Annotated in this window: 12 protein-coding genes and 1 tRNA gene; 9 read left to right on the plus strand and 4 right to left on the minus strand. The window is 72.8% G+C overall.

From position 1 onward, the window contains the following. Positions 1-230: 230 nt before the first annotated feature. Positions 231-1,724 carry an MFS transporter gene (locus ABZ818_RS07225; protein ID WP_361411829.1) on the plus strand — a complete coding sequence of 498 codons (1,494 nt, stop codon included), beginning with the start codon at positions 231-233 and terminating at the stop codon, positions 1,722-1,724. An 18-nt stretch (positions 1,725-1,742) separates the two neighbouring features. On the opposite strand, the gene ABZ818_RS07230 is transcribed toward ABZ818_RS07225, so the two are convergent. From ABZ818_RS07230 to ABZ818_RS07240, 3 genes are all read right to left on the minus strand, one after another. Further along, complete coding sequence (locus tag ABZ818_RS07230) at positions 1,743-2,630, minus strand: cellulose-binding protein (RefSeq protein ID WP_361411831.1); 888 nt, start codon at positions 2,628-2,630, stop codon at positions 1,743-1,745. Between the two features lie 168 nt (positions 2,631-2,798). Continuing rightward, positions 2,799-5,633, minus strand: coding sequence for an SUKH-4 family immunity protein (locus tag ABZ818_RS07235; protein ID WP_361411833.1), 2,835 nt, complete (start codon positions 5,631-5,633; stop codon positions 2,799-2,801). Positions 5,634-5,641: 8 nt separating this feature from the next. After that, positions 5,642-6,661, minus strand: a complete 1,020-nt coding sequence (locus ABZ818_RS07240) for an SMI1/KNR4 family protein (protein WP_361411835.1) — start codon at positions 6,659-6,661, stop codon at positions 5,642-5,644. A gap of 312 nt (positions 6,662-6,973) precedes the next feature. Here ABZ818_RS07240 and ABZ818_RS07245 point away from each other — a divergent pair, with 312 nt between their 5' ends. Both ABZ818_RS07245 and ABZ818_RS07250 read left to right on the plus strand, forming a co-directional pair. After that, positions 6,974-7,489, plus strand: coding sequence for a YwqJ-related putative deaminase (locus ABZ818_RS07245; RefSeq protein WP_361411837.1), 516 nt, complete (start codon positions 6,974-6,976; stop codon positions 7,487-7,489). Positions 7,490-7,594: 105 nt separating this feature from the next. After that, a complete protein-coding gene (locus ABZ818_RS07250; protein WP_361411839.1) occupies positions 7,595-8,131 on the plus strand; it encodes an SUKH-3 domain-containing protein in 537 nt (178 codons plus the stop codon). A 63-nt stretch (positions 8,132-8,194) separates the two neighbouring features. Here the strand turns inward: ABZ818_RS07250 and ABZ818_RS07255 are convergent, their stop codons facing one another. Beyond that, complete coding sequence (locus ABZ818_RS07255) at positions 8,195-9,568, minus strand: histidine kinase (RefSeq protein ID WP_361411841.1); 1,374 nt, start codon at positions 9,566-9,568, stop codon at positions 8,195-8,197. 237 nt (positions 9,569-9,805) lie between these two features. Here ABZ818_RS07255 and ABZ818_RS07260 point away from each other — a divergent pair. The 6 genes from ABZ818_RS07260 to ABZ818_RS07285 all read left to right on the plus strand — a co-directional run bounded on the left by ABZ818_RS07260 (position 9,806) and on the right by ABZ818_RS07285 (position 14,544). Next, positions 9,806-9,878: transfer RNA gene (locus ABZ818_RS07260), tRNA-Gln, on the plus strand. A gap of 128 nt (positions 9,879-10,006) precedes the next feature. Beyond that, positions 10,007-11,455, plus strand: a complete 1,449-nt coding sequence (glmU, locus tag ABZ818_RS07265) for a bifunctional UDP-N-acetylglucosamine diphosphorylase/glucosamine-1-phosphate N-acetyltransferase GlmU (protein ID WP_361411843.1) — start codon at positions 10,007-10,009, stop codon at positions 11,453-11,455. A gap of 85 nt (positions 11,456-11,540) precedes the next feature. Then, positions 11,541-12,515, plus strand: a complete 975-nt coding sequence (locus ABZ818_RS07270; RefSeq protein WP_361411845.1) for a ribose-phosphate diphosphokinase — start codon at positions 11,541-11,543, stop codon at positions 12,513-12,515. A gap of 188 nt (positions 12,516-12,703) precedes the next feature. Then, positions 12,704-13,294, plus strand: a complete 591-nt coding sequence (locus tag ABZ818_RS07275; protein WP_361411847.1) for a 50S ribosomal protein L25/general stress protein Ctc — start codon at positions 12,704-12,706, stop codon at positions 13,292-13,294. Positions 13,295-13,382: 88 nt separating this feature from the next. Then, the gene (pth, locus tag ABZ818_RS07280; RefSeq protein ID WP_361411849.1) at positions 13,383-13,985 is read left to right on the plus strand and encodes an aminoacyl-tRNA hydrolase; all 603 of its coding nucleotides are present in this window, start codon (positions 13,383-13,385) and stop codon (positions 13,983-13,985) included. Between the two features lie 52 nt (positions 13,986-14,037). Next, positions 14,038-14,544: a hypothetical protein gene (locus ABZ818_RS07285; protein ID WP_361411851.1), complete on the plus strand. Its 507-nt coding sequence runs from the start codon at positions 14,038-14,040 to the stop codon at positions 14,542-14,544. Positions 14,545-14,591: the final 47 nt, after the last annotated feature.

Consider the following 14,591-nt stretch of genomic DNA (forward strand, 5'->3'; position numbering starts at 1 on the left):
GCGGCGTAAAGCCAGGTTAAGGACCGCCCCCGTCCCCGCTCGTCCTCCGTCGGTACGAACCCTCCCCGACCCCGGGTACGGAGCTTCCCCTAGGGGGTCTCCCCCCATGGGTGGACACGCTCTCAGGGTCGCCTCCGCCTCCCGGCCCCCTCAGCCTCCGCCCTCCCGCTACGTGAAGGTCAAGTGGGAAGCTGTCCGAGGCAGATGGATGCAGGGGGAAAGGATCCGGAGTGGGCAGCACCGAACCCGCGACACGGCAGGCCGCTCGACCCGGCGCGACCGACCGGCGGGGCGCGGTCGTCGCCGCGCTCATGCTGGCCATGGCGCTGGCCGCCCTCGACTCGACGATCGTGTCGACGGCCGTGCCGCAGATCGTCGGGGACCTGGGCGGCTTCTCCGTGTTCTCGTGGCTGTTCTCGGGCTACCTGCTGGCGGTGACGGTGACTCTGCCCGTCTACGGCAAGCTGTCCGACACCTTCGGCCGCAAACCGGTGCTCGTCGCGGGCGCGGTCGTCTTCCTCGTCGGCTCCCTGCTGTGCGCCGGCGCCTGGAGCATGGGCGCGTTGATCGCCTTCCGCGTCGTCCAGGGCCTGGGCGGCGGGGCGTTGCAGGGCACGGTCCAGACACTCGCCGCCGACCTGTACCCGCTGGAGCAGCGTCCGAAGATCCAGGCGAAGCTCTCCACGGTGTGGGCGGTGTCGGCGATCGCCGGACCGGCCCTGGGCGGCGTCCTGGCCGCCTACGCCGACTGGCGCTGGATCTTCCTGGTCAACCTTCCGATCGGCGCCGTCGCCCTGTGGCTGATCGTCCGTCACCTGCGCGAGCCCGAGCGGGAGCCGCGGTCGCGCCCGCGCGTCGACTGGACGGGCGCGCTGGCGGTGTTCGCGTGCGCGGGCGCCCTGCTCACCGCGGTGGTGCAGGGCGGGGTGGCGTGGCCGTGGCTGTCGGCGCCGTCGCTCGCCCTGTTCGGTACGGGGCTGGCGCTGGCCGCCGCGGTGGTGGTGATCGAACGGCGGGCGGCCGAGCCGATCCTCCCGGGCTGGGTGTGGCGCCGCCGTACGATCGCCGCGGTGAATCTCGCCCTGGGCGCGCTGGGGTTGCTGATGGTCGCCCCGACGGTCTTCCTGCCCACGTACGCCCAGTCGGTGCTCGGCCTGGCGCCGGTGGCCGCCGGATTCGTCCTGTCGGTCTGGACCTTGAGCTGGCCGGTGTCGGCCGCGCTCAGCCAGCACGTCTACCGGCGGATCGGCTTCCGCAACACCGCCATGCTCGGCATCGGCACGGCGGCGCTGACCCTGTTCGCCTTCCCCTTCCTGCCCTATCCCGGCGCGGCCTGGCAGCCCGCCGCGCTGATGCTGGTGCTGGGCGCGGCCCTCGGCCTGTTCCAGCTCCCCCTCATCGTGGGCGTCCAGTCGACGGTGGGGTGGTCGGAGCGGGGCACCGCCACCGCCTCCATCCTGTTCTGCCGCCAGACCGGCCAGACGCTCGGCGCCTCCGTCTTCGGCGCGGTCGCCAACGGGGTGCTGGCCACGCGCCTCGGTGGCGCGAGCGACCTGGACTCGGTGACGCGGGCGCTGAGTTCGGGCACGGCGCCGGAGGCCACACGGCGGGCCATCGCGGACGCGGTCCACGCGGTGTACGTGGGAGCGGGGTGCGCGGCGGCGCTGGCGTTCACGGTGCTGCTGGTACTGGCGCCGCGCCGCTTCCCGGTACTGAAGGAGTAGGCGGCCGGCCGCGGGGCGCTACTCGGCCCACGCTCCTTCCTTCAGTGCCGTGATGCTGTCCTGCACGGTGTCCATCTGGACCCGTACGTCGTCCCACACCTCGCCGTGCTCGCGCAGTACCCGCTCGGTCTCGTGGGCGATCCGGTCCGCGCGCAGCCGCGCCTCGGCCAGCAGTTCCGCCGCCAGCGCGCGTGCCTCCTCCGGTTCCCGCCCGGCCTCCTCCCGCGCGTCGGCGAGAGCCTGCTCCGCCTCGGACAGCGCCCTCTCGGCGGCCGCCACCCGCTCGATGTGGTCCACCTCGAGCGCGGCCTGACGCTCCGTCGCCTCCTGCTCCGCGTCGACCAGCGCGTCCGCCTGTTCGCGGGACTGCTCGGCGAGCATCCCGGACGTGCGCTGCCGCATCTCCCGCAGCGCGGCCAGCGCCTCGCCGCGGGACTCCTTCATCTCGCGCCGCACGGAGATCCGGATGTCGTCGGCCTCCGCCTGGGCCGCGAGCAGCCGCTGCCGGGCCCGTTCGTCGGCCTCGGCGCGTACGGCGTCGGCGTGCGCCCGCGCGTCCTGGAGCACGCCGTCCGCGTGCGTCCGCGCCGTCTCCAGCAGTTCGTCCGCCTCCTGCCGCGCCCGCTCCCGGACCGTACGCGCCTCCTCCAGCCCCAGCTCGTACAGCCGCCGGGCGCCCTCGCCCAGCGACTCGTAGGTCTGCTCGCCGAGTCGCGCGACCCTCTCCCGCAGGGCCGCGAGTTCCTCCTCCATGTTCCTGGCCAGGACGGTCAGCCGCGCGGCCCGCTCCCAGCCGGCGTCCCGGTCGTCGGAGAGGGCGTCCGCGAATGCCTTCACCTGATCGGGGCGGTAGCCGCCTCCCCGTACGACCACGAAGCCGTGGAGCGACATCGGTGCGCTGCCCATCCTGGACCCCTCTCCCGCCGTCGGTGATTTCGCGCACATCTTGAGGGATTGGGCGGAAATGTTCATAACGCGACACTCCGAGCGGAAGCGGCGGTCGGCCTCGAACACAAAAGGGCCGGGCCCGGTCACACGACCGGGCCCGGCCCCCTGGGCCGAACGTTCACACGCTCACAGGAGCCCGTCCCACATCTGCTCCAGCAGCACCGACCACCAGCTCTCGGGCGAACCGAGCGCCGCCGGGTCGAGCGCGGCCAACTGCGCCTGGAAGTCGACGGTCCAGCGGCCCGCCTGCTCCTGGTTCAGGCCGAACCGCAGCCGCCACATCCGGCCGAGCAGCGCCAGGCAGCGCGCGAACTCCGGCAGACCGGTGTTCACGAACTGCGGCGCCACGGGCGCACCGCCCGGACCCGCCTTCACGGGCACCGCCACGATGTTCGCCGTGCCGTACTGCACGCAGATCGCCTTGCCGAAGTCGCTGCCCATGACGAGGTAGGAACCCGCGTCCGAGGCCGGCTGCACCCCGCGCTCGGCCGCCAGCTCCGCCAGCGTCGGCACCGGACGGCCCGGCTGAGCCTGCGCCCAGAAGAACGGCCCCATGTCCATGGGCAGACCCGCCACCACCAGCGTGTGCGCCACGACCGGCGGTACGCCCTGGCGGGAGACCGCCGCCTGCTCGAACCGGAAGACACCCGGCCCGAACGCCGCGGCGAGCTCCTGCGCGATCCCCTCCGGGGGAATCGGCGGCACCGGCTGCACCGGCGGCAGTGGTGCGCGAACCGGTCCCGGACGGGCCGGACCATCCGCCACCTGGTGCAACTCACCCTGGTGAGCGAGCAGTTGCTGCATACCCTGCTGACGGCTCGCGTGGTCGGTGCCGTACGGGGCGATGGACGCGATACGGGCCTGCGGCCACTGCTCACGAATCATCCGCGCGCAGTAAGCGCCGGGCAACTCACAGGACTCCAGCTCCGTGTGCAGCTCCAGGACCCGGTCCGGCGGCACGTTCATGGCCCGCAGCTCGTGGAAGATCTGCCACTCCGGGTGCGGCGTGCCGGGCGCGGAGCGCCGGATCAGCTGCTGCTCGGAACCGTCGTGCGCGCGGTAGCGCAACACGGCCTGGTAGCCGGGCCCGACGGTCGGCTGCCCCTGCTGGGGGTAGCCGTAGGCCGGGGGACGCTGCCCGGGAACGGACGGCTGACCGGGCATCGCCTGACCAGGGACAGGCGGCTGACCGGGCACGGCCTGACCGGGCATGGGCGGCGCGCCCGGCGGCGGTACCGCGCCCGGCGGCATGGGCGGCGGGGTGCCCGGAGGCATACCAGGCACGCCAGGGCCGCCCGGGGCGCCGGGAGCGCCCGGGGGCGGCGGAGGCGTGTGAGGGCCGCCCGAGGGGGGCGGAGGCGTGTGGGGGCCGCCCGAGGGGGGCGCGGCCAGCATCGTCTCCGCGTGGTGCACGGCTCCCGGGGCGCCAGGCGCGCCCGGGGCGCCGGGCATGCCAGTGGCACCCGGAGGAACACCGGGCGCGCCAGGAGTGCCAGGAGCACCCGGAGTGCCAGGGGGCGTCGGCGGCTGCGGCGCGCCGGCGGCGGCACCCGGCGGCTTGGGCGCACCCGGAGCACCCGGTGCGCCCGGTGCGCCCGGAGCACCCGGAGCGCCGGGCGGAGCCGGCGGGTGCGGGGCACCCCCGCCGCTCTGGCCGGGGTCGGCGAGCATCGTGGCGGCGTGGTGGACGCCGCCCGGGGGCGTACCGCCGGGCGCGCCCGGACCGGTGAGGCCCTCGGGCCCGTCGGGGCCGAGCGACGACACCATCTGGGTCGGCACGTAACCGCCCGCGGCGCCCGGAGGGGGAGGCGTGGACGGACCACCCGGCCGCGCGCCCGGAGCGCCCGGAGCACCCGGCGGCGGAGGCGTGGTCGAACCGCCCCCGCGGCGCGGCGGAGGCGCCGCCTTGCTGGTCGCGGCGTCGGCGATGTCACCGGCGTTGGGCGCGAGCGGCCGCCCGTGACCGGCACCGCCCGGCACCTGCGCACCCGGCACCGGCGGCGGAGTACCGGGGGCCGCCGGGCCACCCGGCCCCTGCGGATACCCGTACCCGGCGTCACCCACCGGTCCGGACGCCGGCGGAGGCGTGCTGCCCTGCGGCACACCCGGCACCGACGGCGGAGGCGGCGTACCCGGAGCCGCCGGGCCACCCGGTCCACCCGGCCCCTGCGGATACCCGTACCCCGCACCCGGCGCAGGCGAAGTGCCCGGCGGTACTGGCCCGTTGGGATCGTCGACCGCCGGTGAGAACGCCGTGCGCGGGAGCGCGCTGCCGCCCGCCATCAGCGCCGTCTTGGCGTCCGGCGGGGCGGCGGGCGGCGGGGTGTCGTCGTCGGAGCCGCTCAGCGGCGGCGCGAACACGGTCGCCGGCAGCGGTACGGAACGGTCGTCCCCGGTGTCGGCGTTGGTGTCCGTACCCGCCCACGGGGTCGCCCCGGCCGGCGCACCCGGCGCACCCGCGTCCGCGGACGCGCCCAGCGGCACCCCGGCCTGCGTCTGGGGAAGCGGACCACTCCCGGCCGCCTCCGCCGACGCGGCGGCGGCAGCCGCGCCGCCACCCGTGCCCGAGTCACCGCGCCGGTCCGGAATGCCCATCCGGTCCGCCGCCTCCTGAAGCCACTCCGGCGGGCTCAGCAGGAAGGACGTCTGATTCAGGTCCACCCGTGCCGGGGGCGCCGGGGCCGCGCCGGCGGCCGGCTCGACCCGGCCGTACTCCTCCTCGTACCGGCGGACCACCTCGCCCACCGGCAGCGCGGGCCACAGCGTGGCCTCCCCGCTGTCCCGGGCGATCACCAGCCGCTGCGCGCCCCCGTCCAGGCGCGGGCCGCCCTCACGGTCCTCGGCCCACACCACGAAGCCCAGCTCGAACTCCCGTACCCGCACCTCGCGGTGCTGGTACGCGGGCACATCCCCGTTGATCCACTCCTCGGCGCGCTCCTGCGCCTGCGCGAACGTCACCATCGCTCGACTCACTCTCCCACCGACGAGACGGCCACGGCACGGACGAAACCGCCGTCCACCATCAGGTTCGCCACCGTCTCCAGCTCCGGCGGCGAACCCGCCAGCCGGGACAGGAACGCGTCGAAGTCCTCACCGCACGGCAGCAGCAGCCGCTGCACCCGCTCCGCCTGCGGCCAGGACGGATCCACGTCCCGTGCGTCGTCGTACGCGCAGAACCACACCGAACCGGCCCGCTCGCCCTTCACCTTCACGGCGAGCAGTCCGCCCTGGACGAAGCCGACGGCCAGGTAGTCCTTGGTCAGATGGTCGCGCAGGCACTTGTTGACGTAGACCAGGTCGTTGACCGCCGCTTCTTCGCGGACCGTGAAGAACGGCTGGTCGACCAGCAGTCCCAACTCCGCGTCCAGGGCCGTCCCGACGGGCGCGCAGCCGCCCGCGGCCTTCAGGAAGGAGCGGTAGGCGCCCGGCAGCCGGTACCCGAGGTCCTCCTCGACCCCCTGCACCTGCTGCTCCAACACCGCGGCACCCGACTTCGGCAGCCGGAAGTGCGCCGGCCGCGTCTCCTGCAACGGGCGGGTGCCCCGCTTGCCCTGGTCGACGTTCGCGGTCGCGATCCCGCCGTGGTGGCGCAGCAGCGCCTTCACCTCCACCGGAACCAGTTCCAGGCGCCGGGAGCCGGTCACGTGGTGCCACGTCCAGCCGTGCGGGGTGGCCACGTTCGGCACCGTGTCCCACAACTCGTGCCCCGACGCCGCCATCGCCGCGTTCGCGGACACGTAGTCCGTCAGCCGCAGTTCGTCGACCCCGAACCCCTGCGGCGGCTCCGCGATCTCCACCGCGGCCCGCGCGTACGGCGAGAACTCGGGGAAACCGCGGTCGTCCACCCGCACCCCTCTGGGGTGACGTGCGGCCCGGACCGGATCCGGAAAGTGCACGACCTGCCCGGCATAGGCCGCGTTCGGCGGCGCGGCCTGTCCCCCAGCCTGGCGGCCGGGTGGTACCCCAAGCCCGAGCCGACCTGTCGTCATGGCTGTTGCCCCCTGCGGCACTCTGTACGGCCCACGGCGACCGGCTCGCTGCTCCGCCCCGCCGAGGCCCGTATCCCTACTTCTCTCCAACGCGTCCACCGCGCGCATCGCGGCGTGCCGACAGCCTATGCGGTACGACGTCACCGGTCACCGGGCCGCCACCCGCCGGCCCGGCCCCACCGTGACCAGCCGTCACCCTGCAGTGACGCACTGCCCCGGACGGGGTGTGTCACACCGCCCCAGCTTCCGCAGCAGGCACGGCATTTGGCACTCTGTGAGTTTCCGGGGGATGCACGGGAGGGAAAAACGATCATGAACGCGACGCAGACGGGACCGCACACGAGCGCCTCCGGCGACCCCAGAGTCGGCTGGAGCAGCGCCGAGACACCACACGCGCCCGCGCTCCGCCACCGCCGCGACGGCATTCTCCCGACGGTCGCCGCCGCCCTCTCCGTGCGTGGCGCCACGCTCACCGGCACCGCCGCCCGAGGCGAGGAGCCGCCCGCCCTGCACCCCCTCGTCCAGGACTTCCTCGACGCCCTCACCAGCGCCCAGCGCGACCGCTTCACCGGCCGCTGCGCCGAGACCATCCTGATCTCCCGGCACATCACCGTCGCCGACGCCGCCCGGAGCAAACGTGCCTCCCGCAAACCCATGAGCAACGGCGAGGCCCGCAAGAGCCTGAAACACGCCAAACTCACCACCCGGCGCATCCGCGAGGACGGCGACCCCCTGCACGGCGGCTTCGCCGGCCCCTGCCGCGCCTGCACCGCGCTCAGCGCCCACTTCGGCGTCCGCATCGTCGACCCCACCGCCGGGAAGGCCTGACCCGCCCGGCCCGAGACCCCCGACCGCGGCCGCCGCGACACCCCCACGACCGCACCGCCCGCCACGGCACCACCCGCCGCGGCACGATCCACGAACGAAGGGCAGATGCACGCCGACCACGTCTCCTTCCCCAAGCCCTCGGCTCCTCCACCTGGGCAGGGGGGAACCCCAGCTCGCTTCGCCGCACCCGTGGACGCCGCGCTGCGCGCCGCCGGCTGGCAACCGGGACGGTGGGACATAAAGCAGGCCGAGGGATGGGCCGACGCCCTGCGCGAGCACCTCTCGCCCGCCGGCCACCACCACGCCGTGTTCCCCGCCGCCGTCGAGGCCTGGGCGGAATTCGGCGGCCTGTGCGTCTCGCCCACCGGGCCCGGCCGCCGGATCGCCCCCGCCGCCCTCGACCTGGACCCGCTGCACGGTCTCCACATGGCCCGCACCCTCGGCGACCTCGGCCGCGCCCTGGACACCGAGGTCTGCCCGCTGGGCGCCGAGACCGACAGCCGGTCCCTGCTCGCCATCGACACCGAGGGCCGCGTCTACGCCCTCGACCACACCGGCGACTGGTATCTCGGGCCCGACGTCGACCAGGCCCTGTCGGCGCTCATCTCCGGCACGGAACCCGTACGGCTCACCACGGGCTGAACACCCGTACGACTCACCGGCCCGCCGTGGGCGGGACCCACCGCGCACCGGGCGGAAGCGCCGCTACGCCGGGATCACCGCCGACACGCGGAAGCCTCCCGCGTCCGTCGGTCCCGACACGAAGACACCGCCCAGCGCGACGACCCGCTCCCGCATCCCGAGCAGTCCGTTCCCGCCCGACGGCAGCCCCGCCGCCGAGGCCGACGCGGGCTCGGGCGGCGGCTCGTTCTCCACCTGCATCGCGATCTCCGCCGACCGGTGCGCCAGCCGCACGTACGTCCTCGCCCCCGCCGCGTGCTTGTGGACGTTCGTCAGCGCCTCCTGCACCACGCGGTACGCCGTCTGCTCGACCTCCGCCGCGTACGGACGGACCGCGCCCTGCACCGACAGGTCCACGGCCATTCCGGCGGCCGCCGACTGCCCGACCAGCTCGTCCAGCTCCGACAGGCACGGCCCCTCGGGCGCGCCGCCGGCGGCCCGGGAGGCCGCGGCCGCCGCGGCGGCCCCCACCGCGGCGAGCGGCACGGCGTCCGGCGCACCCTGCCCCGACGCCTCCGTCTGCGCCTGGGTCCGGATCCGGGGCTGGGACAGGGGCTGAGCTTGGGGCTGGGCGGGTCCCTCCGTGCTGCGCAGCACCCCGAGCATCTCGCGCAACTCGGTCAGCGCCTGCCGCCCCATGTCCCCCACCAGGGCCGCGTTCTTCACCGCCTTCTCCGGATCCTTGCGGGCCACGGCCTGCAACGCGGCGGCATGGACCACCATCAGACTCACCCGGTGCGCGACCACGTCGTGCATCTCCCGCGCGATCCGGGTCCGCTCCTCGTTGCGGGCCCACTCGGCCCGCTCCTCCGCCCGCTCCGCGAGCAGCTGCAGCTCCCGTTCGAGACTGTCCGCCCGTTCCCGCAGGCTCTCCATCAGCCGCCGCCGGGCCCCGACGTACAGGCCGAGAAGAAGGGGAGGGGCCGTCAGCCCGAGCGAGGTGGTCACCGCGGCGAACGGCACGAACCAGTTGCCGAGGGTCAGATCCCCGCGCGCCATGTCCTGGCGCACCCGCACGAAGGTCACGATCATCGTCCCGACCAGGGACATCCCGGCCAACGCGGCGATCACCCTGCGTGGCAACTCGCACGAGGCCAGGGTGTACAGCCCGACGATGCCCATCAGGAAGCCCATCTGGGCCGGCGTGATGGCGATCGCCACCAGCACCACGGCGATCGGCCACCGCCGCCGGATGAGCAGAACGGACCCCGCCAGCACTCCGAAGACGATCCCCAGGGACGCCGGAATCCCCGCGTCCCGGGCGAACGGCACGCCCTCGGCCCCGCACTCCAGCGCGGACACCAGCGCCAGCCCCCCGTCGAGCGCGGCGCTGCGCCGGCGCGCCCACCACCACGGCCCGGTCGGGACCGCCTCGTGGTCTTCCCCCGTCGTGGTCATGGCTCCAGCCTACGGGCGCCGGACGGGGCATTTCCGGTGAGTTCCGGGTACTGGACCCCAGCACACTCCGTAATCGAATATCAACGAAACCGGCTGGTATCCCTCGAACTGCTGAACCATGCCTCGTTCGAGAACGGAAGCAGACATTCCCTCCGGCTCGCGGGCCCGTTCCGAGCACCGGCGGGACGGAATCGTGGCCCGGACCCGGGCACGTCTCCGGTAAGGTCTGAAGCGCTGTCCCCCGTGGTGTAACTGGCAGCACACTGGTTTTTGGTACCAGCAGGACAAGGTTCGAATCCTTGCGGGGGAGCTGCGGCGCACACGGTCCCGGTCCGGGTCCCGCCCCCACGGGTCGGGACCCGCTCTCATATCTCCTCACAACCACCCCGGTATCCTGCGGATGTCCACCCCCACCCATCCACAGCCGAAGGGCATCCCGTGAGCGCCATTCGCCCGGCAGCCGTCGTCGTTCTCGCAGCGGGTGAGGGCACCCGTATGAAGTCGGCCACACCGAAGGTCCTGCATGAGATCTGCGGCCGGTCACTGGTGGGCCATGTGCTCGCCGCCGCACGTGAGTTGAAGCCGGAGAACCTCGTCGTCGTGGTCGGGCACGCGCGGGAGCGGGTGACCGAGCACCTGGCCGCGGTCGACTCCGGGGTCCGCACCGCCGTGCAGGAGAAGCAGAAGGGCACCGGGCACGCGGTCCGGATGGGCCTCGAGGAACTCAGCGGGCCCGTCGAGGGGACCGTGATCGTCGTCTGCGGCGACACCCCCCTCCTCACCGGTGAGACCCTCCAGCGGCTCGCCACCACGCACCAGGAGGACGGCAACGCCGTCACCGTGCTCAGCGCGGAGGTGCCGGACGCGACCGGCTACGGCCGGATCGTCCGCGACGCCGGCACGGGCGCGGTGACCGCGATCGTCGAGCACAAGGACGCCACCGAGGCCCAGCGGGCGATCCGGGAGATCAACTCCGGGGTGTTCGCGTTCGACGGGCGGCTGCTCGCCGACGCGCTGGGCAAGGTCCGGACGAACAACAGTCAGCACGAGGAGTACCTCACCGACGTCCTCGGGATCCTGCGCGAGGCCGGGCACCGGGTCGGTGCCTCCGTGGCCGGCGACCACCGGGAGATCGCGGGGATCAACAACCGGGTGCAGCTGGCCGAGGCGCGGCGGACCCTCAACGACCGCCTCCTGACGAACGCGATGCTCTCGGGTGTCACGGTCGTCGACCCGGCGACCACCTGGATCGACGTGACGGTGACCTTCGAGCAGGACGTCGTCGTGCACCCGGGCACGCAGCTGCACGGGACGACCCGGCTCGGCGAGGGCTGCGAGGTGGGCCCCAACAGCCGCCTGACGGACACCCGGGTCGGCGCGGGGGCACGGGTGGACAACACGGTGTCCGACAGCGCCGTGGTGGGCCCGCAGGCCTCCGTGGGGCCGTACGCGTACCTGCGGCCGGGCACGCGGCTCGGAGTCAAGTCCAAGGTGGGTACGTACGTCGAGACGAAGAACGCCTCGATCGGCGAGGGGACCAAGGTGCCCCACCTGTCGTACGTCGGTGACGCCACCATCGGCGAGTACACGAACATCGGCGCGGCAAGCGTGTTCGTGAACTACGACGGGGAGAGCAAGCACCACACGACGGTCGGCTCGCACTGCAAGACCGGTTCGGACAACATGTTTGTGGCTCCCGTCACGATCGGGGACGGCGCCTACACCGCCGCCGGGTCCGTGATCACGAAGAACGTGCCGCCCGGTTCGCTGGCCGTGGCCCGTGGTCAGCAGCGGAATATCGAGGGCTGGGTGGCCCGTAAGCGCCCGGGAAGCGCGGCGGCGAAGGCGGCCGAGGCGGTTTCCGGACAGCCGGAGAGCGAAGCCTGACCGGAAACCGGCACACCAAAGACGGCGTACCGTGATAAGCGCACGCCCCCACCACGCTGCGAAAACCCGCTGAGGAGACACTGCTGTGACCGGGATCAAGACGACCGGCGAGAAGAAGATGATGTTCTTCTCCGGCCGCGCCCACCCCGAGCTTGCCGAGGAAATCGCCCACGAGCTGGGTGTCGGGGTCGTCCCGACGAAGGCGTTCGACTTCGCGAACGGCGAGATCTACGTGCGTTATCAGGAGTCGGCCCGCGGCGCGGACTGCTTCCTGATCCAGAGCCACACCGCTCCGATCAACAAGTGGATCATGGAGCAGCTCATCATGATCGACGCGCTGAAGCGCGCGTCGGCCCGCTCCATCACGGTCATCGTGCCGTTCTACGGTTACGCGCGGCAGGACAAGAAGCACCGCGGACGTGAACCGATCTCGGCGCGTCTGATCGCGGATCTGATGAAGACCGCGGGTGCCGACCGCATCCTGACCGTGGATCTGCACACGGACCAGATCCAGGGCTTCTTCGACGGGCCGGTGGACCACCTGTTCGCGCTGCCGCTGCTGGCGGACTACGTGGGCAACAAGGTCGACCGTTCGAAGCTGACGGTGGTGTCCCCGGACGCCGGCCGGGTGCGGGTGGCGGACCGCTGGTGCGACCGGCTGGGCGCGCCGCTGGCGATCGTGCACAAGCGGCGTGACAAGGACGTGGCGAACCAGGTCACCGTCCACGAGGTCGTCGGTGATGTGAGGGGCCGCATCTGCGTCCTGGTGGACGACATGATCGACACCGGTGGCACCATCTGCGCCGCGGCGGACGCCCTGTTCGCGCACGGCGCGGAGGACGTGATCGTGACGGCGACGCACGGTGTGCTGTCGGGTCCCGCGGCGGACCGGCTGAAGAACTCCAAGGTGGGCGAGTTCGTGTTCACCAACACGCTGCCGACGCCGAACGAGCTGGAACTGGACAAGGTCACGGTGCTGTCCATCGCGCCGACGATCGCGCGCGCGGTGCGCGAGGTGTTCGAGGACGGTTCGGTGACGAGCCTGTTCGACGAGCAGTGAGGATCACGCTCTAGATCGTTTTGGGTCCGGCCTCCCGCTCCGAGTAGACTGCTTCAGTTGCTCGGCGAGGGAGGCCGTACTCGTTCTCGTGGTACGGCGATCCGTTATCGACGCGCTCTTCGTAGCAGGCCGTTCGTGGCCGGGTGACCCCGACCGTTTTCCGTGTACCTCTACGAGGAGTGAAGAGCATGTCCGAGGTGAAGCTCGCCGCCGAGACGCGCACCGAGTTCGGCAAGGGTGCCGCCCGCCGTGTCCGCCGTGAGAACAAGGTTCCCGGTGTGCTGTACGAGCACGGCATGGTGCCGATCCACCTGACGCTGCCGGGTCACGAGCTGCTGATGGCGCTGCGTACGCCGAACGTCCTGCTCTCGCTGGACATCGACGGCAAGAGCAACGAGCTGGCGATTCCGAAGGCCGTGCAGCGCGACCCGCTGAAGGGCTTCCTGGTCCACGTGGACCTGCTGATGGTCAAGCGCGGCGAGCGCGTCGTCGTCGAGATCCCGGTCGTCGCCGAGGGCGAGCTGGCCCCGGGCGGCAACCTGCTCGAGCACGTCCTGACCGCGCTGCCGGTCGAGGCCGAGGCCACGCACATCCCGGACGCCCTGCCGGTGTCCGTGGCCGGTCTGGCCGCTGGTGACGCGATCCTCGCCAAGGACATCAACCTGCCCAACGGCGTGAAGCTGGCCGTCGAGGAGGACACCGCGGTGCTCCAGGTGCTGGCCGCGCAGGCCGAGGAGGCCCCGGCGGGCGAGGAAGGCGAAGAGGCCGCGCAGGCCTGAGCCCGACCGTCGCCGTCTCGCCGGCCGCCGCTTCCCTCGGGGGGCGGCGGCTGGCGCGTATGACGCGTACGACGCGTATTGAGGAGACATGGACGTGACGACCTCCGCGAACGCCCCCTGGCTGATCGTCGGCCTCGGCAATCCCGGACCGGAGTACGCCATGAACCGGCACAACGTCGGGTTCATGACGGTGGATCTGCTGGCCGACCGGATCGGGGGCCGGTTCAAGCGGGCGGGCAAGGCGCAGGCGCAGGTGGTGGAGGGGCGGATCGGGCCTCCCGGGCCGGAGAGCCGCCGAGTGGTGCTGGTGAAGCCGATGTCGTTCATGAACCTGTCCGGCGGGCCGGTGAACGCGCTGCGCGACTTCTACAAGGTGCCGCTGGCGAACATCGTGGCGGTGCACGACGAACTGGACATCGACTACGGCGTGCTGCGGCTGAAGCTGGGCGGCGGCGACAACGGCCACAACGGGCTGAAGTCGATGACGAAGGCGATGGGGCCGGACTATCACCGGGTGCGGTTCGGGATCGGACGTCCGCCGGGCCGTATGCAGGTGGCGGACTTCGTACTGAAGGACTTCTCCTCCGCGGAGCGCAAGGAACTGGACTACTTCGTGGACCGGGCGGCGGACTCGGTGGAGTGTCTGCTGGCGGAGGGTCTGGAGCGGGCGCAAAGCGCGTACAACTCCTGACTTGTCCCCCCACCGCGCCCCCTGGAGTTGACCGGTCGTAGCGACATGGCCAATGATCCCGGCCATGCCTGCCGCCATCGCCACTCGTTCCCGTCAGGCCTCCGACGCCGCGCTCCGGTTCGGTCGGGTCGCGGCCATGGGCACCGTCACGGTGCTGATCCTCATCGCGGGGGTGTGGGCGTCCTGGCACACCGCGCCGTACGTGATGCTCACCAAGGGACGTGAGCAGGGCACGATCGCGGTGACGCGGTGCGACGGCGGCACGTGCACCGGGCCGTACACACCGGTCTCGACGGGGTCGAAGGCCCGCGACCAGGTGGTGATCGACCACACCGTGGCGGTGCGCAAGGGGCAGACCTACAGCGTCGTCGTGAAGCCGGGGTCGGACGAGGTGGTCCGCTCGGGCCCGGCCGGGATCCTGTACGCGTGGGCCCCACTGGGCGGTGCGCTGCTGCTGGCCTCGGTGGTCGTGGCGGGCGGGCTGCGGCGGACCCGGGCGGCGTGGGTGCTGGCGGGGTCGGGCTTCGCGCTGCTGACGGTGGTCTTCGTGGCGTTGTGAGCCGTAGGGCATGAGGGTGCCCCCGAGGTTCGTCGGTCGGTACGAAC

The organism is Streptomyces sp. NPDC047453, assembly GCF_040643155.1.
Lineage (GTDB): Bacteria > Actinomycetota > Actinomycetes > Streptomycetales > Streptomycetaceae > Streptomyces.

What these genes read in the sequence shown, in the direction of transcription:
- ABZ818_RS07255 (WP_361411841.1), bottom strand. Translation starts at nt 9,568, where the DNA reads ATGACCACGACGGGGGAAGACCACGAGGCGGTCCCGACCGGGCCGTGG.
- ABZ818_RS07240 (WP_361411835.1), bottom strand. Translation starts at nt 6,661, where the DNA reads ATGACGACAGGTCGGCTCGGGCTTGGGGTACCACCCGGCCGCCAGGCT.
- ABZ818_RS07245 (WP_361411837.1), top strand. Translation starts at nt 6,974, where the DNA reads ATGAACGCGACGCAGACGGGACCGCACACGAGCGCCTCCGGCGACCCC.
- ABZ818_RS07230 (WP_361411831.1), bottom strand. Translation starts at nt 2,630, where the DNA reads ATGGGCAGCGCACCGATGTCGCTCCACGGCTTCGTGGTCGTACGGGGA.
- pth (WP_361411849.1), top strand. Translation starts at nt 13,383, where the DNA reads ATGGACGTGACGACCTCCGCGAACGCCCCCTGGCTGATCGTCGGCCTC.
- ABZ818_RS07275 (WP_361411847.1), top strand. Translation starts at nt 12,704, where the DNA reads ATGTCCGAGGTGAAGCTCGCCGCCGAGACGCGCACCGAGTTCGGCAAG.
- ABZ818_RS07285 (WP_361411851.1), top strand. Translation starts at nt 14,038, where the DNA reads ATGATCCCGGCCATGCCTGCCGCCATCGCCACTCGTTCCCGTCAGGCC.
- ABZ818_RS07250 (WP_361411839.1), top strand. Translation starts at nt 7,595, where the DNA reads ATGCACGCCGACCACGTCTCCTTCCCCAAGCCCTCGGCTCCTCCACCT.
- ABZ818_RS07235 (WP_361411833.1), bottom strand. Translation starts at nt 5,633, where the DNA reads ATGGTGACGTTCGCGCAGGCGCAGGAGCGCGCCGAGGAGTGGATCAAC.